This window comes from Streptomyces sp. HUAS MG91, assembly GCF_040529335.1.
GTDB classification, from domain to species: Bacteria; Actinomycetota; Actinomycetes; order Streptomycetales; family Streptomycetaceae; genus Streptomyces; species Streptomyces tabacisoli.
In genome coordinates this window covers 4858754-4883504 of the sequence record NZ_CP159534.1, presented here as the reverse complement: position 1 = coordinate 4883504, position 24751 = coordinate 4858754, and the positions used below count along the sequence as shown (strand labels likewise).

At 71.5% G+C, this 24751-nt stretch carries 24 protein-coding genes; 11 read left to right on the top strand and 13 right to left on the bottom strand.

What is annotated here, in order from left to right; all coding sequences use genetic code 11:
• The first annotated feature begins 64 nt into the window (after window positions 1-64).
• Window positions 65-913, top strand: a complete 849-nt coding sequence (locus ABII15_RS22265) for a helix-turn-helix transcriptional regulator (RefSeq protein WP_353944079.1) — start codon at window positions 65-67, stop codon at window positions 911-913.
• Between the two features lie 11 nt (window positions 914-924).
• Here ABII15_RS22265 and ABII15_RS22260 read toward each other — a convergent pair whose 3' ends face one another.
• Complete coding sequence (locus ABII15_RS22260; protein WP_353944078.1) at window positions 925-2247, bottom strand: acetyl-CoA C-acetyltransferase; 1323 nt, start codon at window positions 2245-2247, stop codon at window positions 925-927.
• Between the two features lie 69 nt (window positions 2248-2316).
• On the opposite strand from ABII15_RS22260, the gene ABII15_RS22255 reads away from it, so the two are divergent.
• Together ABII15_RS22255 and ABII15_RS22250 are read left to right on the top strand one after the other, a co-directional pair.
• On the top strand, window positions 2317-3633 hold the full coding sequence (locus ABII15_RS22255; RefSeq protein WP_353944077.1) for a 3-oxoacyl-ACP reductase: 1317 nt from the start codon (window positions 2317-2319) through the stop codon (window positions 3631-3633).
• 209 nt (window positions 3634-3842) lie between these two features.
• Window positions 3843-4694, top strand: coding sequence for a MaoC/PaaZ C-terminal domain-containing protein (locus ABII15_RS22250; protein WP_353944076.1), 852 nt, complete (start codon window positions 3843-3845; stop codon window positions 4692-4694).
• Here the strand turns inward: ABII15_RS22250 and ABII15_RS22245 are convergent.
• From ABII15_RS22245 to ABII15_RS22220, 6 genes are all read right to left on the bottom strand, one after another.
• A complete protein-coding gene (locus tag ABII15_RS22245) occupies window positions 4683-5270 on the bottom strand; it encodes a helix-turn-helix domain-containing protein (protein WP_353947152.1) in 588 nt (195 codons plus the stop codon). The two genes, ABII15_RS22250 and ABII15_RS22245, sit on opposite strands and share 12 nt — an antisense overlap.
• 193 nt (window positions 5271-5463) lie before the next feature.
• A complete protein-coding gene (locus ABII15_RS22240) occupies window positions 5464-6792 on the bottom strand; it encodes a dicarboxylate/amino acid:cation symporter (RefSeq protein WP_353944075.1) in 1329 nt (442 codons plus the stop codon).
• A 385-nt stretch (window positions 6793-7177) separates the two neighbouring features.
• Complete coding sequence (locus ABII15_RS22235) at window positions 7178-7471, bottom strand: DUF4229 domain-containing protein (protein WP_353944074.1); 294 nt, start codon at window positions 7469-7471, stop codon at window positions 7178-7180.
• Window positions 7472-7657: 186 nt separating this feature from the next.
• Window positions 7658-8821, bottom strand: a complete 1164-nt coding sequence (gene mqnE / locus ABII15_RS22230) for an aminofutalosine synthase MqnE (RefSeq protein WP_351454160.1) — start codon at window positions 8819-8821, stop codon at window positions 7658-7660.
• A gap of 62 nt (window positions 8822-8883) precedes the next feature.
• A complete protein-coding gene (locus ABII15_RS22225; protein WP_353944073.1) occupies window positions 8884-9339 on the bottom strand; it encodes an Lrp/AsnC family transcriptional regulator in 456 nt (151 codons plus the stop codon).
• Window positions 9340-9453: 114 nt separating this feature from the next.
• The gene (locus tag ABII15_RS22220; RefSeq protein WP_353944072.1) at window positions 9454-10155 is read right to left on the bottom strand and encodes a UbiX family flavin prenyltransferase; all 702 of its coding nucleotides are present in this window, start codon (window positions 10153-10155) and stop codon (window positions 9454-9456) included.
• 76 nt (window positions 10156-10231) lie between these two features.
• Here ABII15_RS22220 and ABII15_RS22215 point away from each other — a divergent pair, with 76 nt between their 5' ends.
• Window positions 10232-10843 (top strand): rhomboid family intramembrane serine protease, encoded by a 612-nt coding sequence (locus tag ABII15_RS22215; protein ID WP_353944071.1) that lies wholly within the window; start codon window positions 10232-10234, stop codon window positions 10841-10843.
• A 59-nt stretch (window positions 10844-10902) separates the two neighbouring features.
• The gene (locus tag ABII15_RS22210) at window positions 10903-11661 is read left to right on the top strand and encodes a hypothetical protein (RefSeq protein WP_353944070.1); all 759 of its coding nucleotides are present in this window, start codon (window positions 10903-10905) and stop codon (window positions 11659-11661) included.
• Here ABII15_RS22210 and ABII15_RS22205 read toward each other — a convergent pair.
• The 3 genes from ABII15_RS22205 to ABII15_RS22195 are packed head-to-tail and all read right to left on the bottom strand — an operon-like array spanning window position 11603 to window position 14901.
• A complete protein-coding gene (locus ABII15_RS22205; protein ID WP_353944069.1) occupies window positions 11603-12505 on the bottom strand; it encodes a hypothetical protein in 903 nt (300 codons plus the stop codon). The two genes, ABII15_RS22210 and ABII15_RS22205, sit on opposite strands and share 59 nt — an antisense overlap.
• Window positions 12506-12538: 33 nt before the next feature.
• Window positions 12539-13444 carry a menaquinone biosynthesis prenyltransferase MqnP gene (mqnP, locus tag ABII15_RS22200; protein ID WP_353944068.1) on the bottom strand — a complete coding sequence of 302 codons (906 nt, stop codon included), beginning with the start codon at window positions 13442-13444 and terminating at the stop codon, window positions 12539-12541.
• Entirely contained in the window at window positions 13441-14901 is a 1461-nt protein-coding gene (locus tag ABII15_RS22195; RefSeq protein ID WP_353944067.1) for a menaquinone biosynthesis decarboxylase, read from the bottom strand. Before ABII15_RS22195 ends, mqnP begins: the two co-directional genes overlap by 4 nt.
• An 88-nt stretch (window positions 14902-14989) precedes the next feature.
• Here ABII15_RS22195 and ABII15_RS22190 point away from each other — a divergent pair, with 88 nt between their 5' ends.
• From ABII15_RS22190 to ABII15_RS22170, 5 genes are all read left to right on the top strand, one after another.
• Window positions 14990-15376 carry a PLD nuclease N-terminal domain-containing protein gene (locus ABII15_RS22190; protein WP_353944066.1) on the top strand — a complete coding sequence of 129 codons (387 nt, stop codon included), beginning with the start codon at window positions 14990-14992 and terminating at the stop codon, window positions 15374-15376.
• A gap of 89 nt (window positions 15377-15465) precedes the next feature.
• Entirely contained in the window at window positions 15466-16854 is a 1389-nt protein-coding gene (locus tag ABII15_RS22185) for a cytosine permease (protein ID WP_353944065.1), read from the top strand.
• Between the two features lie 15 nt (window positions 16855-16869).
• A complete protein-coding gene (locus ABII15_RS22180; protein WP_353944064.1) occupies window positions 16870-17319 on the top strand; it encodes a nucleoside deaminase in 450 nt (149 codons plus the stop codon).
• Window positions 17320-17422: 103 nt separating this feature from the next.
• Entirely contained in the window at window positions 17423-18847 is a 1425-nt protein-coding gene (locus tag ABII15_RS22175) for a cytosine permease (RefSeq protein ID WP_353944063.1), read from the top strand.
• Between the two features lie 183 nt (window positions 18848-19030).
• The gene (locus ABII15_RS22170; RefSeq protein ID WP_353944062.1) at window positions 19031-19621 is read left to right on the top strand and encodes a TetR/AcrR family transcriptional regulator; all 591 of its coding nucleotides are present in this window, start codon (window positions 19031-19033) and stop codon (window positions 19619-19621) included.
• Here the strand turns inward: ABII15_RS22170 and ABII15_RS22165 are convergent.
• Window positions 19570-20835 (bottom strand): PucR family transcriptional regulator, encoded by a 1266-nt coding sequence (locus ABII15_RS22165; protein ID WP_353944061.1) that lies wholly within the window; start codon window positions 20833-20835, stop codon window positions 19570-19572. The genes ABII15_RS22170 and ABII15_RS22165 overlap by 52 nt on opposite strands.
• 99 nt (window positions 20836-20934) lie before the next feature.
• On the opposite strand from ABII15_RS22165, the gene ABII15_RS22160 reads away from it, so the two are divergent.
• Window positions 20935-21912: a 2-oxoglutarate and iron-dependent oxygenase domain-containing protein gene (locus tag ABII15_RS22160; protein ID WP_353944060.1), complete on the top strand. Its 978-nt coding sequence runs from the start codon at window positions 20935-20937 to the stop codon at window positions 21910-21912.
• 49 nt (window positions 21913-21961) lie between these two features.
• Here the strand turns inward: ABII15_RS22160 and ccsB are convergent, their stop codons facing one another.
• Both ccsB and ABII15_RS22150 read right to left on the bottom strand, forming a co-directional pair.
• Complete coding sequence (ccsB, locus tag ABII15_RS22155; protein WP_353944059.1) at window positions 21962-23050, bottom strand: c-type cytochrome biogenesis protein CcsB; 1089 nt, start codon at window positions 23048-23050, stop codon at window positions 21962-21964.
• A complete protein-coding gene (locus tag ABII15_RS22150) occupies window positions 23047-24750 on the bottom strand; it encodes a cytochrome c biogenesis protein ResB (RefSeq protein WP_353944058.1) in 1704 nt (567 codons plus the stop codon). Before ABII15_RS22150 ends, ccsB begins: the two co-directional genes overlap by 4 nt.
• Window position 24751: the final 1 nt, after the last annotated feature.

Genomic DNA, 24751 nt, shown 5'->3' with positions numbered 1-24751 from the left:
GTGCCTCGTTCCTGGCCCTGACACACCCCCTCACCGCGCCGGGCGGCCGTGGAGAATGGAACGCATGGCTGAAACCACGGAACTGGGCCGCTACCTGCGCGCCCGCAGGGCCCAGGTCACCCCCGCCGACGCCGGCCTGCCCGCGGGCACCGGACTGCGCCGCACCCCGGGCCTGCGCCGCGAGGAGCTGGCGACGCTCTCCGGGGTGAGCGTGGACTACTACACGCGCCTGGAGCGGGGCCGCGAGACGAATCCGTCGACGGCCGTGATCGACGCCATCGGCCGCGCGCTGCGGCTGCGCGGCGACGCCTACGAGCGGCTGCACGACCTGGCCGAGCTGGCCTCCGGCCGGACCGCCGACTCCGACGAGCCGCGCCCCACCGACGACGACACGGTGCGCCCGTCGGTGCTGACCATGCTGGAGGCGCTGCGCCCGCTGCCCGCGTACGTCGTCAACCGCTACAACGTCATGCTCGCCGCGAACCCGTCGGGCCGCCGGCTGCTGCCGGGCCTGTGGGACTGGCCGGCCGAGCAGCGCAGCATCACCCGCTATCTCTTCCTGCACCCGGTCGGCCGCGAGCTGTACGTGCCGTGGGAGGAGACGGTGATCAAGTCGGTGGCTCATCTGCGGGCCATCGCGGGCGGCGACCCGGACGATCCGCGACTGACCGCGCTGGTCGGTGAACTGCTACTCAAGTCACCGGAGTTCACCCGCATCTGGGACCGCTACGACGTGGACGAGCGCAGCGGCGGCACCAAGACCTTCGCCCACCCGAAGGCGGGCGCGATGACCTTGACGTACGAGGTCATGCGGCTGGCCAGGACCGGCGGCCAGCGCCTGGTGACGTACCAGGCGCCGGCCGGTTCCCCGGACGAGGAGGCCATGCTGAAGCTGGATCCCCAGTCCCCGTAACCCCTCAGCCCTCAGGCGCGTTCGAGGATCGCGGTCACGCCCTGGCCGCCCGCGGCGCAGACGGAGATGAGACCGCGCCCCGAACCCTCGCGCTCCGAGAGGAGTTTGGCGAGGGTGGCGACGATACGGGCGCCGGTCGCGGCGAAGGGGTGGCCGGTGGCGAGGGAGGATCCGGCGATGTTGAGCCGGTCCCGGTCGACCGGTGCGAGGCCCTGCTTCTCCCAGGCCGCGAGGGTGGCGAGCACCTGGGAGGCGAACGCCTCGTGCACCTCGTACAGGTCGATGTCCTCGATGCCGAGCCCGGCCCGCTCCAGCATCCGGGGCACGGCGTACGCGGGCGCCATGAGCAGGCCGTCGCCGCCCTCGCGCGTGACGTCCCCGCCCTCTCCGGCGAAGTCCACGGCGGCCGTCTCGTACGCGGTCAGATAGGCGAGCGGGGCGAGTCCGCGGGCCTCGGCCCACTCCTCGCTCGCCAGCAGCACGACGGCCGCGCCGTCGGTCAGCGGCGTGGAGTTGCCCGCCGTCATGGTCGCGCCGGGCTGCTTCGTGCCGAACACCGGCTTGAGCGTGGCCAGTTTCTCGACGGTCGAGCCGGGGCGGAGGTTCTGGTCGCGCTCCAGTCCGCGGTAGGGCACGACCAGGTCGTCGAGGAACCCGCGGTCGTACGCGGCGGCGAGCCGCTGGTGGCTGGTGGCGGCCAGTTCGTCCTGGGCCTCGCGCGCGATGCCCCACGCGCGGGCGGTGACCGCGGCGTGCTCGCCCATCGACAGGCCGGTGCGCGGCTCGGCGTTGCGCGGGATGTCGGGGACGAGGTGGCCGGGCCTGATCCGGGCGAGGGCCTTGAGCCGGGCGCCCGCGGACTTCGCCCGGCGTGCTTCGAGGAGGATCTTGCGCAGGTCGTCGTTGACGCCGAGCGGGGCGTCGCTGGCCGTGTCCGAGCCGCCCGCGACCGCGCTCTCGGTCTGGCCGAGGGCGATCTTGTTGGCGGCGGCGATCACGGCTTGCAGGCCGGTGCCGCAGGCCTGCTGGATGTCGTACGCGGGGGTGCGCGGATCGAGCTTCGAGCCGAGCACCGTCTCGCGCGCGAGGTTGAAGTCCCGGCTGTGCTTGAGGACCGCTCCGGCCACGAACTCGCCCACGGAGCCCGGCTCTTGCAGCGCGCAGCGCTCCACGAGGCCGTCGAGCGCGGCGGTCAGCATCTGCTGGTTCGACGCGGTCGCGTACGGGCCGTCGGAGCGGGCGAAGGGGATCCGGCTGCCGGCCACGACGGCGACGCGACGCGGCACCCCCGCCGCCGGGCTCGCCGGGGTTTTCGCGGTTTTCGCTGAGGCCATCTCGACAACTCCTGACTACTGAGTAACCTTACTCCGAAGTAAATTTACGACCGAGCAGGGAGTTGGACAATGGCCGACCGCTATCTGAACTTCACCGGCACGGCCCCGGGCCGCTTCCTGACCAAGCGCCTCGGGCTGCCGCAACCGGCGCCGCTGCGCCGCTTCTCCCCCGAACACCCCACCCTTGAGGGGCCGTTGCTCCACGTCACGGCGGGTTCGTCCGCGTACGGGGATGAGCTGGCCGGGATGCTGGGCGGCACCGGGCTCACCGTCGTCACCAGCGCCGAGCGCCCCGCCGTCGTCGTCGTGGACGCCACCGCCGTGGCCGACATCGACACGCTCGCCGAGGTGCACGCCGTGCTGCACCCCGTCGTACGGTCCGTCGCGAGCGGCGGCCGGGTCGTCGTGCTCGGCGCCCGGCCGTCGGCCGACGACCACCACCAGGCCGCGGTGCAGCAGGGCCTGGAGGGCTTCGTCCGCTCGCTCGGCAAGGAGATCGGGCGCGGCCGGACCGTGAACCTGGTGCGGGTCGCGGGTCCGGTGGCCGGCGCCGAGTCCACCCTGCGCTTCCTGCTCTCCCCCAAGTCCGCCTACGTCAGCGGCCAGGTGGTCGAAGTCGGCGCCGCGGGAGCCGAGTCGACGGCCCCCGAGGACTGGGCGCGGCCGCTCGCCGGGCGCACCGCGCTGATCACCGGCGCCGCGCGCGGGATCGGGGAGGCCGTCGCCGAGACGCTCGTCCGCGACGGCGCGCGGGTCGTGCTGCTCGACGTGCCGTCCGCCGAGGCCGACCTGGCGAAGGTCGCGGAGCGGCTCGGCGGGCGGGCGCTGCCGCTCGACATCACGGCCGGGGACGCCGGTGAGCGCATCGCCGGGTTCGTGCCCGACGGGCTGGACGTCCTGGTCCACAACGCGGGCATCACCCGGGACCGGCGGCTCGCCAACATGCCCGCCGAGCGGTGGAGTTCGGTGCTCGACGTGAACCTCGCCAGTGTGCTGCGCACCACCGACGCGCTGCTCAAGGAAGGGGCCGTGCGGCGCGGCGGGGCCGTCGTGGCCACCGCCTCCATCGCCGGGATCGCGGGCAACTCCGGGCAGACCAACTACGCCGCCAGCAAGGCCGGCATCGTCGGGCTCGTCCGCTCGCTCGCGCCGCGCGCGCTCGCCGAGCACGGGGTGACCGTGAACGCCGTCGCGCCCGGGTTCATCGAGACCAAGATGACGGCGGCGGTTCCGTTGTTCATCCGGGAGGCCGGGCGCCGGATGAACTCCCTCGGGCAGGGTGGGCTTCCGGTGGACGTCGCCGAGACGACGTCCTGGTTCGCGGCGTCCGGTGCCGTCAACGGTCAGGTCGTCCGGGTCTGCGGCCAAAGCCTCCTCGGAGCCTGACGCTCCGCTGACACCGGGTTCCGTGGCGCGGCTTTTGTTGTGGCTGGTCGCGCAGTTCCCCGCGCCCCTGAGGCATGCGCTGCGCGCAGCCTCCCCTGAAGGCCGCAGGCCTCTCAGGGGCGCGGGGAACTGCGCGAGAAGCCCCACCGGGCCGCGGACGACCGACACCCCGACCGGCCCCCACCCCACCACCCCAAGGACCCGCCACCATGACGACCCCGGCCCTGCTCCCCCTGATGCTGCGCGGAGCGCTTCAGTCGCCGTTCAAGCGGCCCCGCCCCACCGGCACCCCTCCACCCCCGCCCGGAGACCCGGCCCGGATCACGGAACTCCGGATCCGCGCGGAGCACCTCACGGCGTTCGAGCGCGTCTGCGCCTACCCCACCACCCGCGACGAACTCCCGGTCACCTACCCGCACATCCTGGGCTTCCCCCTCGCCATGCGCCTGATGTCGGCCCGCGCGTTCCCGCTGCCGCTGCTCGGCCTCGTGCACACCTCGATCGAGATCACCCAGCAACGGGACCTGTCCCCGGCCGACACCTACGAACTGACCGTGGCCGTCCCCGAGCTGCGCCCCCACCACCGCGGCACCGAGGCCGTCCTCGTCACCGCCCTGCGCCCCACGGGCGACACCGGCGAGACGCCCGTATGGGAGTCGACCAGCACGTATCTCGCCCGGCACCGCACGGACACCCCGGCGCCGGAGGAGCAGGAGAAGCCTGACCCGATCCCGGGCGGCACCGAGTGGCGGCTCGCCGGGGACCTCGGGCGGCGCTACGGCGCGGCCTCCGGTGACCGCAACCCCATCCACCTGCACCCGCTCACGGCCCGCGCCTTCGGCTTCCCGCGCGCCATCGCGCACGGCATGTGGACGGTGGCCCGGTGCCTGGCGGAGTTCGGCGCGCACGGGCCCGTCCGCGTACGGGCCCGGTTCAGGGCGCCGGTGCTGCTGCCGGGCACGGTGACGTACGCGGCCCAGGGCCCGGCCTTCGAGCTGCGGTCCGGCAAGGACGGCGGCCGGGTCCATCTGACCGGCGAGGTGACCGCGCTACCGCGCTGACCAGCGCCGCCCGTCCATCAGATTGCCGAGCCCGGACCAGGCGAAGTTCATCATGGTCGCCGCGGCCTCCCCGGCGGAGACGGACCGGTCGGAGTTGGCCCAGCCGGCCAGCGCCTCGGCCGCGCCGACGAGCGCCTGGGCGAGCCCGGTGACCTCCCGCTCGGCGAGTTCGGGATCGCCGTGCGCCTCCCGGGCCGCGGCGGCGATCAGCGCGGTCACGAAGGCGACGATCTCGTCCCGCATCACACCGACCTCGGCGACGAACGGGTCCCCGCCCGACCGCGCCTGGCTGTGCAGCACCGCCCACCCGTCGGGGTGCTCGGCGGTGTGCGTGAAGAAGGCGGTGAGCCCTTCCCAGAGCTGGCGGTCGGCGGCGGCGTCGGTGCGGACCCCGTCCCGCACGGCGGCGATCAGCGCGGCGGACTCCCGGCGGATGCAGGCGGTGAAGAGCTCTTCCTTCGAGTTCAGGTACAGATAGACCAGCGGCTTGGAGACCCCGGCCAGTTCGGCGATCTCGTCCATCGAGGCCGCCCGGTAGCCGCGCTCGCCGAACACCCGTACCGCCGCGTCCAGCATCTGCTTCTCGCGCTCGGCCCGCGGCAACCGCTTCTGCCGCGCCGCCTCGGCCCTGTCCTCGCCGCCCACCCCAGCCGCCTCTCCCACGTGCTCCGTTCACCGCTCAGCCTACGTCCGCGCACGACCGTGCCCCGCCCCCGGAGATCCGGGAGACGGGGCACGGTGCGCCGGGTGGTGCGAGCCGGGGGACGCGTCAGGCGGCGACGGCCACCTGCTGCGGCTCGTCCACCGGGGACGAGGTGGCGTGGTCGTAGGCCTCGCGGTCCAGGATGTTCTCGCGGGCGGAGACGATCACCGGGACGAGCGCCTGGCCGGCGACGTTCGTGGCCGTGCGCATCATGTCGAGGATCGGGTCGATCGCGAGGAGCAGGCCGACGCCCTCCATCGGCAGGCCCAGCGTCGACAGGGTCAGGGTCAGCATGACCGTGGCGCCCGTCAGACCGGCCGTCGCGGCGGAACCGACCACCGAGACGAAGGCGATGAGCAGGTAGTCACCGATGCCGAGGTTGATGTCGAAGATCTGCGCGACGAAGATCGCGGCGATCGCCGGGTAGATCGCGGCGCAGCCGTCCATCTTGGTGGTGGCGCCGAACGGCACGGAGAAGGACGCGTACTCCTTCGGGACGCCGAGGCGCTCGGTGACCTTCTGGGTGAGCGGCATGGTGCCGACCGAGGAGCGGGAGACGAAGGCCAGCTGGATGGCGGGCCAGGCGCCCTTGAAGAACTGCACCGGGTTCAGCTTGGCGACGGTCGCGAGCAGCAGCGGGTAGACGCCGAAGAGGACCAGGGCGCAGCCGACGTAGATGTCGGCGGTGAAGGTCGCGTACTTGCTGATGAGGTCCCAGCCGTAGGTGGCGATCGCGTAGCCGATGAGGCCGACGGTGCCGAGCGGGGCCAGCTTGATGACCCACCACAGGGCCTTCTGGAGGAGTTCGAGGATCGACTCCGACAGGGTCAGGATCGGCTTGGCCTTCTCGCCGATCTGGAGGATCGCGATACCGGCGACGGCGGCCATGAAGACGATCTGCAGGACGTTCAGCTGGGTGAACGGCGTGATGACGTCGGTCGGGATGATGCCCGTCAGGAAGTCGATCCAGGAGCCCGCGTGGTCCGGCTTGCCGCCGTCCTTCGGGGTCAGGCCGGTGCCCGCGCCCGGGTTGGTGACCAGGCCGATGACGAGGCCGATGGCGACCGCGATCAGCGACGTGATCATGAACCAGAGCAGGGTGCGGGTGGCGAGGCGCGCGGCGTTGTTGACCTTGCGCAGGTTGGTGATCGACACCAGGATCGCGAAGAAGACGAGCGGGGCGACGGCCAGCTTCAGCAGCTGGATGAAGATGCCGCCGATCTTGTCGAGCGTGGTGACGAGCCAGGAGATGTCCTGGCTGCGGGCCAGCCAGCCGAGCAGCACACCGAGGACGAGACCGCCCACGATCTGCGCCCAGAACGGGACCTTCGGTATACGGAAGCCGGACTTCGGGGAGGCCGGCTTCGCGTCGGCGGGGGTGGTGTTCGCGGACACGGAAGCACTCCAGTGATGACACGCGGGGGACAAGGCGGGGGGGCGTACGGGGATCAGCGAGGCTTCGCTTCGTACGGGAGCGGCGACCGTGTTACGAGGTCAACGGCGTCGCTGCATCGGGATGCGCGCTCAGGCGCGACAGGCCGCGGACATGCAGCGGCAGAGATCGACGTGCAGGCGCTCCACGAGCGGGACGCTCGTGGTGATGCGGGGCGCGGCTGTCGTCTTCATGTCGGGAACGTTAACACCGGCGCTTTGAGAACATCAAAGGGCTTCTTTGGGTAGGGTGCACTGCCCGCATGCCCCTTAAGCCGTATTTACCTTGAAAACACAGGCGCCCCGACACCAGTGCGGTGCCGGGGCCGGGGCCTGCGTGTGACGTAAGTTACGCGCGGTTCGCGCGGGCGGCGTCGTCCGCCTCGTCCTCCATGGTGCGGCTGGCCTCCATGTTCGCCTTCGCGCGGTCCACGCGGGCGACGATCTTCTCGGAGGCGCGGTCGCGCTCCTTGCGCAGCAGCACGAAGCTCAGCGGCGCGGAGATCACCAGGGAGAGCAGGATGATCCAGAGGTAGTTCGAGCCGCCGAGGCCGCGCGGGACGATGCCGGTGGCGACGAGACCCCAGACGACGAGGAAGCAGCCCACGAAGATCCCGAGGCGCATCAGCGTGTAGCGGAACATGTCAATCCACTCTTCCGTTCCGAAAAGGTCCTCTTACAGGACGAGCGCCCTTCCAGTGAAGCACGCGACAAAGCACCCCAGGTCGGCGGGGCGACCCCTGGACGAGCGGAGCTCGTCTCAGGGGCGCGGGGAACTGCGCGACCGGCCACGACGAGAGGCGCGCCCGACAGCCGGACCCGGAAAAACTCAGACCCGCATCGGCTGCGGCTCGTCGCGGCGGGCCGGGTCGGCGCCCTCGTACTCGCGGATGATCTCGTAACGGGTGTTGCGCTCGACGGGCCGGAACCCGGCGTCGCGGATGAGGTCCAGCAGGTCCTCGCGGGTCAGCTTGTTCGGCGTCCCGTAATTGTCGGCGTCGTGCGTGATCTTGTACTCGACGACCGAGCCGTCCATGTCGTCGGCCCCGTGCTGGAGCGCGAGCTGCGTGGTGTGCAGCCCGTGCATGACCCAGAAGCACTTCACGTGCGGCACGTTGTCGAAGAGGAGACGCGAGACCGCGAAGGTCTTCAGGGCCTCGGCGCCGGTCGCCATGGTCGTCCGCTCCTGGAGGCGGTTCCTGACCTTGCCGTCCTTCATGTCGACGAAGTCGTGCTGGTAGCGCAGCGGGATGAAGACCTGGAAGCCGCCGGTCTCGTCCTGGAGTTCGCGCAGGCGCAGCACGTGGTCGACGCGGTGCCGGGGCTCCTCGATGTGCCCGTACAGCATCGTCGAGGGGGTCTTGAGCCCCTTCTCGTGCGCCAGGCGGTGGATCCGCGACCAGTCCTCCCAGTGGGTGTCGTGGTCGACGATGTGCTGCCGGACCTCCCAGTCGAAGATCTCGGCGCCGCCGCCGGTCAGCGACTCCAGACCGGCCTCGATCAGCTCGTCGAGGATGTCGGACGCGGAGAGCCCGGAGATCTTCTCGAAGTGGTGGATCTCGGTGGCCGTGAACGCCTTGAGGCCGACGTCCGGCAGGGCCTCCTTGAGGGCCTTCAGGGAGCGCGGGTAGTAGCGCCACGGCAGGTTCGGGTGCAGGCCGTTGACGATGTGCAGCTCGGTGAGGTTCTCCGACTCCATCGCCTTGGCGAGCTTGACGGCCTCCTCGATGCGCATCGTGTACGCGTCCTTCTCGCCCGGCTTGCGCTGGAACGAGCAGTAGGCGCAGGAGGCGGTGCACACGTTCGTCATGTTGAGGTGACGGTTCACGTTGAAGTGCACGACGTCGCCGTTCTTGCGCGTGCGCACCTCATGGGCGAGGCCGCCGAGCCAGGCCAGGTCGTCCGAGTCGTAGAGCGCGATGCCGTCCTCGCGGGACAGCCGCTCACCGTCCCTGACCTTCTGCTCCAGCTCGCGCTTGAGCCCTGCGTCCATGCCGGTACCTCTCCTCAATCAAAGACTCCGCCCACCGTACGCCGTCGCGCCGACGGGCCCGCTCACGCCTCTTCGGGAAGCTCCCCGACCCGGTTCTCCCACTTGGTGGACAGCACGATCGTCGTGCGGGTGCGGGAGACGCCCTTGGTGCCGCTGAGCCGGCGGATGGTCCGCTCCAGGCCGTCGACGTCACTGGCCCGCACCTTGAGCATGTACGAGTCGTCGCCCGCGATGAACCAGCAGTCCTCGATCTCGTGCAGGTCCTTCAGGCGCTGGGCGACGTCCTCGTGGTCGGTGGCGTCGGAGAGCGAGATGCCGATGAGCGCGGTGACGCCCAGGCCGAGCGAGGCCGAGTCGACGGTGGCGCGGTAGCCGGTGATGACGCCGGCCGCCTCCAGGCGGTTGATGCGGTCGGTGACGCTCGGCCCGGACAGACCGACGAGACGGCCCAATTCCGCATACGAGGCGCGGCCGTTCTCGCGCAGGGCCTGGATGAGCTGCCTGTCCACGGCGTCCATAGGTCCAAAGCCTTTCATTATTCAGCGTTGACGCGAGTTTACGTGTGGAATCCAAGGTTGGCTGGGAAAACGCCCAGCAATTTCCAAAGCGCAGCCGAGAAGAGCCGTCCCGCGCTAGTTCGCGCGCGAGCCCCCGCCCAGCTCTCCCTCCCACCGGCGGAACAGCGTGTGCGGCACGCCCGCCGCGTCCAGGGTCCGGCCCGCGACGAAGTCCACGAGGTCCTGGATGTGGGTCGCTCCCGCGTAGAACGCCGGCGACGCGGGGAGCACGACCGCGCCCGCCTCGTCCAGCGTCACCAGGTGCCGCAGGGTCTGACCGGTCAGCGGGGTCTCGCGCACCGTGACGACCAGCGGGCGGCGCTCCTTCAGCGTCACGCTCGCCGCGCGCTGGAGCAGGTCCTTGGAGAGCCCGAGCGCCACACCGGCCACGCTCGCCGTCGACGCGGGCACGATGATCATGCCCTTGACCGGGTACGACCCGGACGACGGGCCGGCGGCGAGATCGCCCGCGGCCCAGTACCGCACGTCGCTCAGATCGAGGCCGGTGAACGTCCCCGGCTTGCCGTCGGCGCCCCGCGCCAGCCACTCCCCCAGGTCCTCGCGCCAGTGCGCGTCCCGGAAGGAGATGCCGGTCTCGTCGAGCAGCGTGAGCCGCGAGGCCCGCGAGACGATCAGGTCGACGGCCTCGCCCGCCCGCAGCAGGGCGCGCAGCACCGAGGCGGCGTACGGGGTTCCCGAGGCGCCGGACACCCCGACGACCCACGGTGTGCGGCTGGTTGCGTTGACGTGCTCCACACACCCGAGCCTATCCGGCATGCTCGTGGGGGAACTTGACCAGGGGCCGGGGGCGTTGTGATCGATGACGGGCGGGGTCCGGGGGGACGGGGCTGAGATGGTGTACGAGGCGCGGGAGCGGAAGACGGGGACCGCGGGCGGGCGCGCGTTGGCGGCCGGCAAGGTGATGATCCTCTGGGTGGCCCTGCTGTGGCTGCTCGAAGCGGTCGACGTGGTGTCCGGGCACGCCCTCGACACCTTCGGCATCCAGCCGCGCGAGCCCTCCGAGCTGATCGACGTGGTCCCGGCGGCCTTCGTCCACTTCGGCTTCGCCCACGTCGCGGCGAACTCGGTGCCGCTGCTGGTCCTCGGTTTCGTCGCCGCGCTCCAAGGCCTGCGCCGCTTCTTCCTGGCCTGCGCGCTGATCATCGTCGCGGACGGGCTCGGGGTGTGGCTGGTGGCCCCCGAGCACACGAACACGGCGGGCGCGTCGGGCCTGATATTCGGCCTCTTCGGCTTCGTGGTGCTCAGCGGCTTCGCCGAGCGCCGCCCGCTGGGCATCGTGGTCGGCCTGCTGATAGCGGCCTACTGGGGCACGACGTTCCTGGCGGGCCTCTCCCCGGCGAACGAGGGAGTCAGCTGGCAGGGCCATCTGATCGGCCTGATCGCGGGCGTGGCGGCGGCGTTCGCGCTGCGCAGACCGCCCCGGCCGCCCCGGCCCACGGGCTGAGTACGCGGCTGAGTAGCCGTACGCATGTGCCGCTCCCCGTCGCGGCGCACCGTGGGGGCATGAAGCTCCGCTATCTGGTGGTGTGCGGCGCGGCGTCCGCCGTCGCGCTCGTCCTGGTCCGTGTCTTCGGCGTGGAGGCCGAGACACTGTTGCTCGCCGCCGGCGGCGCGCTGTGTCTGCTGTGGCTGGTGCTGCTGCTGACCGTTCCGTGGAATCTCTACTTCCGGGCCCGTTCCGTGGTGCACGAGGCGGGTGTCAGCCGGGAGAAGGGGCTGGCCGTGCCGGGTGACCGGGACGCGGAGGCCGCCCGGATCGCCAAGGTCATGCTGCGGACGGCGATCGGCGCGCATCTGTTCACGGGGGCGGCCGCGGTCGCCGTCGCGGTGGCCACCGGCCGGTCGGCGGGCTACTGGCTCGCGGGCTGCTACCTGCTCAGTACGTTCTTCCGGCCCGCGGGCGCCTACTTCTCGGCGCTGCGCCGACGGCTCGTCACCCTCGACCGCGAGGTGCGCCACCCGCGCGACGACATCGCCGCCGTGCGCAAGGAGGTCGCCGACCTCAAGAGAGGCAACAAGGTCCTGGAGCACATGGCGGAGGAGGCCTACAGCTCCCTCGCCCGGCTGCACGAGGCCCTCGACGTGGTGGGCATCTCGGCGAACCAGCGCGCGGACCGCACCGACCAGCGCCTGGACGCCATGAGCCGCGAGTTCGAGTCGGTGGTGAACCGCCTGACGGACAACCAGGAGATCATCACCGGGCTCAAGGCGTTCCTGCGGCTGCTGCGGGCGGACGGGGCGTCGGCTCAGCAGGTGGTGTGACACCGGCCAGCCGGGCCTCGCGGCGGGCGAAGGCGGCGGCCCGGCCGCGCCGGCGGGCCGCCGCGAGCCGCCGGTCGGCCAGCCACAGCGGCACCAGCCACAGGAATCCGTACGGGGTCGGCTGGTGGACGATGTCGGTCGACAGCAGCGCCACGTTCGTCGCCAGGGCCAGCAGGAATCCCGCCGTCCACACCGCGGCCCGGCGCCGGGCGACGAACCGCAGGGGTGCCCGCCACGGGCCGGACAGTTCGTCCATCGTGGCGGCGAGTACCGCGGCGCCGAGGTGCTCCGGGTACTGGTGCTCGTGGGCCCGCGCGATCCGTGCCGCCTCCTGGCTGTTCGCCGCCTGGTCGTGGACGAGGGCGACGTAGGCCACCTGCTCGTCGACGGCCTGCTTCCGCGTCATCTCCACCGCGGTCCTGCCGACGACGTCCTCGATCCAGGACCGGCCCGCCCAGCGCTGTGCCGCCCGTGCCTCTTCGGCCGCCTCGGAGTCGGGCGCGAGCTCCTCGATCCGGCGCAGCAGACCCGCGGCGCGTGCCGCCCGGCCGGGCCGGTCGAAGCCGTCCGTGTTGAAGCACAGCCGCGCGTATCCGGAGAGCAGGCCCAGATGGTCGGGATCCAGGGCGAGACCGGCGCGGAACGCCTTCTCGGCCTCGTCGTCATCGTCGTCCTCGTCCTCGGCGAGGTGCCCGAGGCCGAGCCAGCACCACAGCTCCGGGTCGGGACCGCACCGCTCGATGCCCTCCCGCGCGGCCCGGCGCACGGCGGCGGCCGCCCCGGCCTCGTACAGCTCCCGGCAGCGCGCCGCGTACGCCCCGGCCCCGACGGACGCGTCCGTCACTTTTCCCCCCACCCCTCAGACGGTCGTGGACCGTCAGACCGTCAGCCCCCGCACCAGCAGATCAAGCAGCGCGCACACGAAGAGCGCGATTCCGATGAAGCCGTTGACCTGGAAGAACGCCCGGTTCAGGCGGGACAGGTCGTGCGGCTTGACGATCGTGTGCTCGTACAGGAACGCGGCGGCGACGATCACCAGGCCGAGCCAGAAGAAGACTCCGGCGCCGGTGGCGAGCGCGTACCAGACGAACAGGGCCGTCACCACGGTGTGGCAGGCGCGGGCGCCCCAGATCGCGCCCGGGATGCCGAAGCGGGCGGGGACGGACTTCACGCCGACCTCGCGGTCGGTCTCCACGTCCTGGCAGGCGTAGATCAGGTCGAAGCCGCCGATCCAGATGCCGACGGCGAGACCGAGGATGACCGCGTCCCAGGACCAGGAGCCGGTGATCGCGATCCAGGCGCCGATCGGGCCCATCGCCTGGGCGAGACCCAGGATGGCCTGCGGGAAGTTCGTGAACCGCTTGCCGTACGGGTAGACGACCATCGGGATCACCGCGATGGGCGCCAGCGCCAGGCAGAGCGGGTTCAGCAGGGCCGCCGCGCCCAGGAAGATGACGAGCGCGATCAGCGCGCCGGTCCACGCGGACTTCACCGACACCGCGCCGGTGACCAGCTCGCGGTGGGCGGTGCGCGGGTTGCGGGCGTCGATCTCGCGGTCGATGATCCGGTTGGCGGCCATGGCGAAGGTGCGCAGGCCGACCATGCAGACGGTCACCAGGAGCAGCCGCCCCCAGTGGATGTTCTTGTCCAGCTCGAACATCGCGGTCAGCGACGCGATGTAGGCGAAGGGCAGCGCGAACACCGAGTGCTCGATCATGACCAGGCGCAGGAACGCCTTGGTGCGGCCCGGCTGCTGCGGGATGGCTGCTGAGGCGCTGCTCACTTGAGTCCGTACTCCTTCCAGCGGCGGTCGACGAGCGCCGCCGTCCGGGGGTCGGAGACGACCATCTCGGGCCAGCCCCCGTCCCGCGTGTAGCCCTCCTCGGGCCACTTCCTCGTCGCGTCGATCCCGGCCTTGCCGCCCCAGAACTGCTGGTAGGAGGCGTGGTCGAGGTGGTCGACGGGTCCTTCGGTGATCATCAGGTCGCGGGCGTAGTCCGTGTTGCCCAGGGCCCGCCACGAGACTTCATGAAGATCGTGGACATCGCAATCGGAGTCGACGACGACGATCAGCTTGGTCAGCGACATCATGTGCGCGCCCCAGACGGCGCTCATCACCTTCTGCGCGTGCTTGGGGTACTTCTTGTCGATCGAGACGATCGCGCAGTTGTGGAAGCCGCCGGACTCGGGCAGGTGGTAGTCCACGATGTCCGGGACGATCACCTTGAGCAGCGGCAGGAAGAAGCGCTCGGTGGCGCGGCCGAGGGGGCCGTCCTCGGTCGGCGGGCGGCCGACGACGATGGACTGGAGCAGCGGGCGCCGCCGCATCGTCACGCAGTCGATCGTCAGCGCGGGGAACGGCTCCTGCGGGGTGTAGAACCCGGTGTGGTCGCCGAAGGGGCCCTCCGGCAGCATCTCGCCCGGCTCCAGCCAGCCCTCGATGACGACCTCGGCGTTGGCCGGGACCTGGAGCGGGACGGTCTTGCAGTCGACCATCTCGACGCGCTTGCCCTGGATGAACCCGGCGAGCAGGTACTCGTCGATGTCACCGGGCAGCGGCGCCGTGGAGGCGTACGTCACGGCGGGCGGACAGCCGAAGGCGATCGCGACGGGCAGCTTCTCGCCCCGCTTGGCGGCCACCTGGTAGTGGTTGCGGCTGTCCTTGTGGATCTGCCAGTGCATGCCGATGGTGCGCTTGTCGTGGCGCTGGAGGCGGTACAGGCCGAGGTTGCGCACGCCGGACTCGGGGTCCTTGGTGTGGGTCAGCCCCAGATTGAAGAAGGAGCCGCCGTCCTCGGGCCAGGTGAACAGCGCCGGGAGCGTGTCGAGGTCCACGTCGTCGCCGGTGAGGACGACCTCCTGGACGGGCGCGTCGCCGGACTTCACCTTCTTCGGCGGTACGTGCGTCATCGCGCCGAGCTTGCCGAACGCCTCCCGCATCCCGCCGAAGCCCTGCGGCAGCTCGGGCTTGAGCAGACCGCCGATCTTGTCGCTGATGTCGTCGTACGACTTCAGGCCGAGCGCCTTCAGCAGCCTGCGGTCGGTGCCGTAGACATTCATCGCGAGGGGCATCGAGGAGCCCTTCACGTTCTCGAAGAGCAGGGCCGGGCCGCCGGCCTTGTTCACCCGGTCGACGATCTCACCGACCTCCAAGTACGGGTCGACCTCGGCCTTGATGCGCTGCAGGTCGCCCTCGCGCTCCAGCGCCCGGAGCAGGGAGCGAAGATCGTCGTAAGCCATGCCGTCCAGTATCCGGCAACCGCTACCCTGGCCCGGTCACCGGGGGGCCGCATGGGCCCCTCATCGCATCTTGGGGGAAGCGCACACCATGCTCCGGGTCCTGATGTTTCTGATCCCGCTGGCCCTGACGATCTACGCGTTCATCGACTGCCTGAACACGCCCGAGGACGAGGCGAAGCACCTCCCGAAGATCGCCTGGGTCTTCATCATCCTGCTGTTCTGGATCGTCGGGCCGATCGTCTGGCTGGCCGCGGGCAAGCAGCGCACGCCCCCGCAGGGCGGCCGCACCCCTTCTGAGTGGCACCGCAACCACCGCACCCAGTACGTCGCCCCCGACGACAACCCCGAGTTCCTCGCCTCCCTGCGGGAGGACAACAAGAAGGACGAGGCGCTGCTCAAGGACTGGGAGGCCGATCTGCGCCGCCGCGAGGAGGAGCTGCGGCGCCGCGAGGGCGAGCAGGGCCCCAAGGACTGACGCCGCCGGGGGCCGGTACGGCGCGGCCGGGGCATCCCGCACACTGGAAGAGGAACCCCCTCCTCCGCACCTCGCCCCCGTAAAGGCCCATGTCCAGATCCCCGCATGTCCCCGACCAGAGCGCGCCGCCCGAGAAGCTGATAGCCGTGGAGGAGCACGGGGCCGACCCCGTGCCGCCCGAGCGCCGGCACGGCTCGCCCCGCCAGCTGCTGTGGACCTGGGCCTCGCCCCAGGTCGGCTTCGCCACCGTGTTCATCGGGGTGCTCTCCGTCTCCGCGTTCGGCCTGGGCTTCTGGCCGGCCGTCGCCGCCCTGGTGCTCGGCGCCGGGCTCGGCTCGCTGGCGCACGGAGTCCTGTCGACGGACGGACCGCGGTTCGGGGTCCCGCAGATGGTGATCGGACGGCTGTCCTTCGGGTTCCGGGGCAACGCGCTGCCGTCCGCGGTGAACGCGTTCGTCGCCGGGGTCGGCTGGTTCGCCGTGAACACCGTCGGCGGCGCCTTCGCCCTGAACTCGCTGACCGGGCTCCCCCCGCTGCCGAGCCTGCTGATCCTCGTCGTGCTCGAGGTCGTCATCGGCTACGTCGGCCACGACCTGGTGCACCGCTTCGAGAAGTACGCCTTCCCCGTCCTCTGCGCGATCTTCCTGCTCGCCGGGGTGTGGATCTTCCTGGACGCCGATCTGTCGGGCTCGGGCTCCGGCGGCGGCTTCGGCGGGTTCATGCTCGCCTTCTCCGCCTGCTTCGGCTTCACCGCGGGCTGGAACCCGTGCGCCGCCGACTACGCCCGCTACCTCCCCGAGTCCACCTCGCACCGGGCCACCGCCTGGTACGCGGGGCTCGGCCTGTTCGTCTCGGTCTCCGTCGTCTCCGTGATCGGCGCGGCCTCCGCCACGCTCGTCGCGCCCGCCGGCGCCTCCCCCACCGACGCCTTCACCGGGCAGCTCCCGGACTGGCTCGGAAAGCTCACCCTCGTCGCGATCATCCTGGGCGCGATGGCGGCGGCCACCCTGAACGTCTACTCGGCGGCCGTCTCGCTGTCCTCCCTCGACCTGAAGCTGCCGCGGTGGCTGAACCGGGCGGCCCTGGTCGCCGTCGTCGGCGCGTTCGGCACCGCCGCCGGCTGGGCCTCGCTCGCCGACGCCGGGCACGCCTTCGAGAACTTCCTGCTCGTCATCGCGTACTGGATCGCGCCCTGGCTCGGCGTCGTCCTGATGGAGCACCTGCTGCGCGTCCTGCCCGACACGGCGCTCGCCGACCGCCTCCAGGACCGTACGTTCACCCATGCCGCCGGACTGATCGCGCTGCTCGCCGGTGTCGCCGTGTCCGTGCCGCTGTTCTCCAACCAGACCCTGTTCGTCGGCTGGGTGCCCGCCCAGTGGCCCGGCGTCGGCGACCTGACCTGCCCGGTCGGGTTCGTGCTCGGCGCCGTCCTGTACGCGCTGCTCAGGCGGCGCGACCGTAGCAACTCCCCCGCGTAGAAAGGCTCGTACGTCATGGATCTCGATCTCGCCCGCACCTGGCTCGCCACCGCCGTCGAGGAGGCCAAGGCCGGTCTCGCCGAGGGCGGCATCCCGATCGGTGCCGCGCTCTACTCCGCCGACGGCACCGTCCTCGGCCGCGGCCACAACCGCCGGGTGCAGGACGCCGACCCGTCCGTGCACGGGGAGACCGACGCGTTCCGCAACGCCGGGCGGCAGCGCTCGTACAAGGGCACGACCATGGTCACCACGCTCTCGCCGTGCTGGTACTGCTCGGGCCTGGTGCGGCAGTTCGGCATCTCGCGGGTGATCGTCGGAGAGGCGCGCACCTTCCACGGCGGGCACGACTGGCTGGCCGAGCACGGCGTCGAGATCGTGCTGCTGGACGACCCCGAGTGCGTGGGCATGATGGAGGACTTCATCGCGGCGAAGCCGGAGCTGTGGAACGAGGACATCGGCGAGTAACCGCCGATCGCGCGGCGGCGTACATCCTGTACGCCGCCGCACCCCCGGAAGCGGACAGTGCGCCCCTGTGCGCGGCGCGTCCGCCACCGGACACTCAGGGGGCATGACGACCGCCTCCACCAGCACAGACACCGCTCCGGCCGCCCCGCCCGCGTACGGCGACAAGGTCATCGCCGTCGAGACGGCCGGTTCCGAGCCGATCCCCGCGGCCGAACGGCACGGAAGTCCACGGCAGTTGATCTGGACGTGGGCCTCTCCCAACATCGAGTTCGCGACCGTCTACATCGGCGTGATCTCCGTCCTCTTCTTCGGCCTGAGCTTCTGGCAGGCAGCCGCGGCCCTGCTGCTCGGCACCGCCGTCGGCGCCCTCACCCACGGGGTGCTGAGCCTGGACGGGCCCCGGTTCGGGGTGCCGCAGATGGCGATCGGCCGGTTCGCGTTCGGGCGGCGCGGCAATCTGCTGCCGAGCACGGTCAACGCGATCGTGGCGGGGGTCGGCTGGTTCGCGGTGAACAGCGTCAGCGCCGCCTTCGCGCTGAACTCCCTGACCGGGCTGCGCCCGCTGCCCTCCCTGCTCCTCGTGGTCGCGGCGGAGATCGCCATCGGCTTCATCGGCCACAACTTCGTGCACGCCTTCGAGCGGTACGCGCTGCCCGTGCTCGCGGTGGTCTTCCTGCTCGCGGGCGTCTGGACGTTCGGCAAGGCCGACTTCTCGGGCGGCGGTTCCGGCGGCGGCCTCGGCGGGTTCCTGCTCGCGTTCAGTTCGGCGTGGGGGTACGCGGCCGGGTGGAACCCCAACGCCGCCGACTACTCGCGCTATCTGCCCGCCACCGCCTCCCGCTGGAAGACCGCGCTCTATCCGGCGCTCGGCCTCTTCGTCTCCGTGTACGCGGTCGGCATGATCGGGGTCGCGTCGGCGACGATCGCGGCGCCCGAGGGGGCGACGCCGACCGGCGCCTTCACCGGCCATCTGCCCGACTGGCTGGGGAACTTGACGCTGCTCGCCATCATCCTGGGCGGCGTCTCCGCCAACGCCCTCAACATCTACTCCTCCGCCATGTCCGTCACCTCGCTCGGCCTGCGGCTGCCCTCCTGGCTCGGCCGCTCGACGCTCGTGGTGATCTCGGGGCTCGCCGGCACGGCGGCGGCCTGGGCGTCGCTCGCCGACGCGGGCGCCGCCTACGAGGCGTTCCTGCTGGTGATCGCGTACTGGATCGGGCCCTGGCTGGGCGTCGTGATGGTGGAGCGGTGGCGGATGCGCACGGTCGCCCACGCCGAGCTCGCCGGGCGGCTCACCGACCCGTCCTTCACCAACTGGCCGGGCTTCGCCGCGCTGCTGACCGGCGCCGCCGTCTCCGTGCCGCTCTTCTCCCACCAAGAGAAGTTCGTGGGCTGGGCGGCGGACAAGTGGCCCGGCCTCGGGGACGTGACCTGCGTCGTCGGTTTCGCGGTCAGCGCGGCGGTCTACGCGGCCGCTCGCCGGGTGCTCGCCGCCCGGACGGCCGGTCCGCGGGCGGCTTCCGCGTGAACGGGCCGCCGAACGGTCCCCCGCGCCGCTCGACGGCCCCGGCCAGGATCGCCCCTGGCCCGCTCTTCGTCACGATCAGTGTGACTCAGTACGCCCCGAAACTGGAGTCCCTTTCTAGATATTCACTTTAGAAACACATCCGGAAACCCTTCGGTGACATGGTGCTTTACGCTGACTGTCACCATGAGTCCCAAGCAACGACGTGGCGCGGAGACGGTCGAGCGCCTTCTCGACACGGCCCTCGCCGTGTATGCCGAGGCGGGCGAGAGCGGTGTGACCGTCCAGGCCCTCACGACGTCGAGCGGCGTGAGCCCGGGCAGCCTGTACCACCACTTCGGCAGCGTCGACGGGCTGATGAGCGCGCTGCTGCTGCGCTGGCTCGGCAAGCTGCTCGACGACGTGAGCACGGCCCTGGCCCGCTCCCGCACGGCGCGCACCGGCATCCGCGCGGCCGTCCGGGCCTATCTCGCCTTCGTGGGCGAACACCCGGACGCCGCGCGGCTGTTGCACTCCTCCTACGCGGACCGGCTGACCATGGTGCAGGCCCGGCAGCTGCGGGACAGCCAGGAGGCGCGGCTCTCGCCGGTGGCGGCCTGGCTGGAGCGGCACGTGGCCTCGGGTGAACTCGCCGCCCTTCCCGCCCCGTTGATCGAGAGCATGACGCTCGGGCCGGTCGTCGGCGTCGCGCGGCGCTGGCTGTCGGTCGGCGACGTCGACCTCGATCAGGCGGCCCGGGTCCTGCCCGACAGGATCTGGCGCTCGCTGGAGCCCTGAGCCGCCCGCGCCCCCACGACCCGGACCGCGCACGCGGCGGCCAGCAGTTCGCCGAGCAGTTCCGGGTCGCCGACCTCGATGCCGAGCAGCGACTCGATCCGCTCCAGGCGCTGGTACAGGGACTGCCGCCCGATGTGCAGCAGGGCGGCCGTCCGCGTCGGGCTGCACCCGTGCCTCAGATGCACCTCCAGGGTGCGGACGAGGTCGCTGCCGTGCAGGGCCTCCCAGGCGAGGAGCGGCCCGAGGACCTGGTCGACGAGCCGGGTGAGGCGTTCCCGGTTGGCCTCGACGCCGCCCCGGGTCAGCTCCCGCTCCAGGACGAGGGCCCGCGCCGAGGTCACCAACGGGCCGTCGCCATAAGCCGGTTCGGCCGCGGGCACGGTCAGCGCCAGCTCCAGCGTCGTACGGGCCGCACGGAGGGTGTCGCTCCAGCGCGGCCAGCCGTCGTCCGCGCCCACGGCGTGCCCGACGGCGATGGTGAGCCCCGGGCCGGCCGCCGTGCGGAAGGCGTCCCGCACGACACGGACCGCGTCCCGCCCCGGCGGCGGCACGAGCAGCGCGAGCACGTCGCCGGGGAACGCGGCGCGCAGCCCGCGGCGGCCCGCGACCCGGTCGACGGCGGCGAGGGCGGCGGCCCGCGGGCCGTGCGCGCAGACGCCGACGAGCCGCGCGCCGGGGCCGGGCCGGAACCCGGCGAGCGCAGAACGGGCCGCGACCTCGGGCCCGTTGAGGGCCTGCCCGTCGGCGAGGTCGGCGAGCAGCGCGGCGCCGTGGTCGACGGTGCGTGCCACGGGCAGCGCGCGGGCGGTGAGGCCGTGGGTGACGATGGCCCGGTTGGCGGCCTCCGCGATGCGCACGAACGGCACGACGCGGCGCAGCGCGATCAGCGGGAACCCCAGCTCGCGGGCGGCGGCCACGACGTCGGCGGGCATCCGCTCCAGGGACCGCCCGACCTCCACGGCGAGCCCGGCGACGCCGCGGGCGGCCAGCTCGCGCACGTACCGGCGCAGTGCTCCCGCGTCGGCGCCGAGGAACGCGAAGCCGTTGGTGAGCAGCAGTTCGCCGCCGTCCAGGAAGCCCGCGCCCTCGTAGACCTCGCTGGCGTGCACCCAGCGCACCGGCCGGTCCAGCGCGTCCTGTCCGGCGAGGAGTTCGGGGGAGGCGGCGGCGACGCCGTCGAGGGCCAGGATCTCGCGGAGCGTGAGAGCGGGCACACGGGCCTCCCGGGGGCAGACATTCCGTCGGGGTGGGGACTGCCCGGAGAGTACGGGGCGCACGTTGCCCCGGTGTTTCCGTGGCCCGAGAGTGGACGCATGACCTCACCGCAGGACGCGCCCCGCATCCCCACCATCGATCTCCGGCCGTGGCTGTCCGGCGATCCGGCGGCCCGCGCCGCGATCGCCGCCACCGTCGACGAGGCCCTGCGCACCGCCGGCTTCCTGCTGGTCACCGGGCACGGTGTCGACCCGGGGCTGCGGTCGCGGATCCGGGAGGCGGCCCGCGCCTTCTTCCGGCTGCCGCCCGCCGTGAAGGAGCCGTACGCGGTGCAGGTCGGCGGGCGCGGCTGGCTCGGGCCGGGCGCCGAGGCGAACGGCTACTCCGAGGGCACCGAGACCCCGCCCGACCTGAAGGAGTCGATCTCCTTCGCCACGGACACCGCGTTCGACGACCCGGCGATCGCCGCCGAGTGGTCCGGCGCGAACGTGTTCCCGGCCGAGGCGCCCGAGCTGCGCGCGCTGGTGGAGACGTACCTGGACGCGATGCGGACGCTCTCCGATCAGCTCCTCGAACTGCTGGCGGTGGCGCTGGACGAGCCCGCGGACTTCTTCACCCGGCACACCTCGCGGCCCACCTGGGGCTTCAACATCAACTGGTATCCGGGCACGGAGGTCGTCGGGGAGCCGGAGCCGGGCCAGTTCCGGATCGGCCCGCACACCGACTTCGGCACGGTCACGGTCCTGGACCGGCAGGCGGGCCGGGGCGGCCTCCAGGTGTTCACCGACGAAGGTGGCTGGGAGGACGCGCCGTTCGACCCGGAGGCGTTCACCATCAACATCGGCGACCTGATGGCCCGCTGGACCGGCGACCGCTGGCGCTCGGGCCGCCACCGGGTGCTGCCGCCACCGGCGGACGCGCCCGCCGAGGAGCTGATGTCGCTCGTCTACTTCTACGAGTGCGACCCGGCCACGACGGTGTCACCGCTGCCCGCGCCGAAGGGCACGGTGGCGTACGAGCCGGTGGACTCGCACGTGTATCTGCGGGGGAAGCTGGACGCGATCACGGTGGGCTGACACGGCGGAGGGCCGGTTCCCGAAGGAACCGGCCCTCACGCGCGCGGGGTCACACTCCGGCGTAGGAGTGCTTGCCGGAGACGAAGATGTTCACGCCGTAGTAGTTGAACAGCCAGCAGGCGAACGCGATCAGCGCCAGGTAGGCCGCCTTGCGGCCCTTCCAGCCGGCCGTCGCGCGGGCGTGCAGGTAGCAGGCGTAGGCGACCCAGGTGATGAACGACCAGGTCTCCTTCGGGTCCCACTCCCAGTAGCGGCCCCAGGCGTCGCCGGCCCAGATCGCGCCCGCGATGATCGTGAACGTCCACAGCGGGAAGACCGCGGCGTTGATCCGGTAGGAGAACTTGTCGAGGGACGCGGAGGCGGGCAGCCGCTCCAGGACCGAGGTGGCGAAGCGGCCCGGGGTGCCGCCCTTCTCCAGCTTGTTCTCGTACGAGTCCTTGAAGAGGTAGAGCAGCGTGCCGACCGCGCCGACGTAGAAGACGGCGCCGCAGAAGATCGCAGTCGAGACGTGGATGTACAGCCAGTACGAGTGCAGCGCCGGGACCAGCTGGTCGCTCGCCGTGTACAGGACGGTGACGGCGAGGCCCAGGTCGAGCAGGACCGTGGTGACCAGCGGCAGGCCGAGCCAGCGGACGTTCTTCTTCAGCGCGAGCAGCACCAGGTACACGCCGACGGCGACGGTGGAGAAGGTGATGCTGAACTCGTACATGTTGCCCCACGGGGCGCGCTGCACGGACAGCGCGCGGGTGAGGACACCGGCGAACTCGATGACGAAGCCGAGCGCGGTGAGCGACACCGCGATCCGGCCGTAGAGGTCGCCCTGCTCGTCGCCGCCGGAGGCGCCGGGGCCGTCCGGCACGTCGCCGCGCGATCCGGCGGCGGACCGGGTGACGACCTGCGGCCGCTCCAGGACGGCGGTGGAACCGTTCTTCTTGACCTGCACGGCCGGGGCCGGGGCCGTCTTCGCCGCCTTCGGGGCGGTGAGCGCGGCGGCGGCGCGGCCCGTCTTGCTGCGGCTGCCGAAGATCCACTCGGCCATGTTCGCGAAGAAGGCCAGCAGATAGACGGCCATCGACGAGTAGATGAGAACGTTGCTGACTTGCGCCAGGTTCTCGTTGGTGGCGGCGGCGAGATTCACTTCTCAGCCCCTTCGGCGGCGGGAACAGCGGTGGTTTCGGAATCTTCGGGAGGTTCGGGTGCGCTCGGCGCCCGGGCATGCAGCTTCTCCACGAGTGCGCCCAGCTCCTCGGGGAGCTTCGCGGACTCGCTGCGGCCCAGGCCCGCCATCTCGACGACGGTGACGCCGTCGTCGCCGGTGGTGGCCCGCACCCAGACGCGGCGGCGCTGGATGAACAGCGAGCCGACCAGGCCGGCGATGGCCGCGATGGCGCCGGTGAGCGCCCAGCCGGTGCCGGGCTGCTTGGCGATCTCGAAGGTGGCCCACTCCTGGACGCCCTTCTCGAAGGTGATCGAGCCCGCGCCGTTCGGCAGCTTCATGGTCTCGCCGGGCAGCAGCCGCTTCTTCAGCAGCTCGCCCTTGGAGTCCTTGAACTGCTTCATGTTCGTGGTGTCCAGCTGGTACACGTTCTGCGGCAGACCGGAGTCGACGCCCAGGCTGCCGTGGTACGCGGAGAGCGCCAGGACCGGGAAGTCGAGCGCCGGGAACTGGGAGAACATGTCGCCCTTCCCGGAGCCGGCGAAGGTCGGCACGAAGAAGGCGTTGAAGCCGAGCTGTTCCTTCTTGCCGTCCTTGTCGCGGTAGCCGTCCATGATCTTGATGGCGCCGGTGGACGTCTGGTTGGAGTCGATCGGCAGCAGCGGCACCGGCGTGTGGTCCGAGACGATGTTGCCCTTGCCGTCGCGGACGGTGACCACGGGCGCGTAACCGTGGCCGGAGAGGAAGATCTTGGTGCCGTTGATCTTCAGCGGCTCGTTGACCTTGATGGTCGCGTCCTTCTCCTTGCCGTCGGCGCCCTCGCTGTAGGCGACGTCGGCCTTGTAGGTGCGCGCGGTGCCCTTGTTGGGGCCGTTGCGCTCGTACGTGCCCGTGAAGTCCTTGAGCGTGAAGCTGAAGGGTTCGAGGCCGGTGTCCTGGTCGAAGAGGTTGCCGGAGGAGAAGTCGTCGTACTGGGAGAGGGTGTTGGCGAAGCCGTCGCCCTCCAGGACCAGCTTCGTGCCGTCGGACTTGAACAGCTGCCCGGTGGCGAAGCCGACCAGCATCACGATCAGCGAGATGTGGAAGATCAGGTTGCCGACCTCGCGCAGATAGCCCTTCTCGGCCGCGACGGCGCCTCCGGCGACGTGCGAGCGGAAGCGCCGCTTCTTCAGCATCGTCAGGGCGGCGGCGTGGACCTCGTCCGCGCCTGTCCCGGTGCGCCACGTCGCGTACGCGGGCATCCGGTCCAGGCGTCCCGGGGCGCGCGGCGGGCGGCCGCGCAGCTGGCCGACGAACTGCCAGGTGCGCGGGATGATGCAGCCGATCAGCGAGATGAACAGCAGGATGTAGATCGCGGAGAACCACACCGAGCTGTAGACGTGGAAGAGGCCGAGCTTGTCGTAGACCGGCCCGAGGACGTCGTGGGCCTTCTTGAACGCGTCGACCTTCATCTGGTCGGTGCCGGACTGCGGGATCAGCGAGCCGGGGATCGCGGCGAGCGAGAGCAGGAACAGCAGGATCAGCGCGACCCGCATGGAGGTCAGCTGCCGCCAGAACCAGCGGGCCCAGCCGATGACGCCGAACGTGGCGGTGCCGGGGGTGCGGTCCTCCTGCGGGGCCGTGCTGAGCTGGGCCGCGGCCTGCTGCTCAGTGGCCTCTTCGGGGGTGTTTGTCTTGCTCATG